We start from the raw sequence: 437 nt of genomic DNA on the forward strand, positions 1-437 counted from the left end.
GTTGTCCACTTTGAACGGGAATGGACCCACGTCGTGGAGCCGAGCCGTGCCACGATGGGCAGATTGACCAGTCGTGAGGTCCGATGAGCGGGACGACGGTGACGGACGCAATGGGGGGAGACGCGATGCAGCGGGACGGCGGTGACGACGCGGTGCGGTGGCTGACCGACGAGGAGCAGGTGTCGTGGCGGGCGTACCTGCGGGCTTCGCGTGAGCTGACGGTGGCGTTCGACCGCGACCTCCAGGCGGTCGGCGTCGCCTATGGTGTCGATCCCGCGCGCGAAGGGCCGGCGACCGCGCGCAGCTTCATCCTCGTCACGCCCGACGGCGAGCGGACGATGAACACCTATCTCGGCGCCTGCCAGAACCTCACCGCCGCCGATATCGACGCCGACACCGTCAAGGCGGCCAAGATCGTCTATCTCGAAGGCTATCTG

At 67.5% G+C, this 437-nt stretch carries 1 pseudogene; it reads left to right on the forward strand.

Annotated features, from left to right (window positions below):
• Positions 1-125 precede the first annotated feature (125 nt).
• Positions 126-437, forward strand: a pseudogene (locus tag I6F37_RS40495) (hypothetical protein); the annotation flags it as partial.

Origin of the sequence: Bradyrhizobium sp. NBAIM08, from assembly GCF_020193935.1 — a bacterium.
GTDB lineage: Bacteria > Pseudomonadota > Alphaproteobacteria > Rhizobiales > Xanthobacteraceae > Bradyrhizobium > Bradyrhizobium yuanmingense.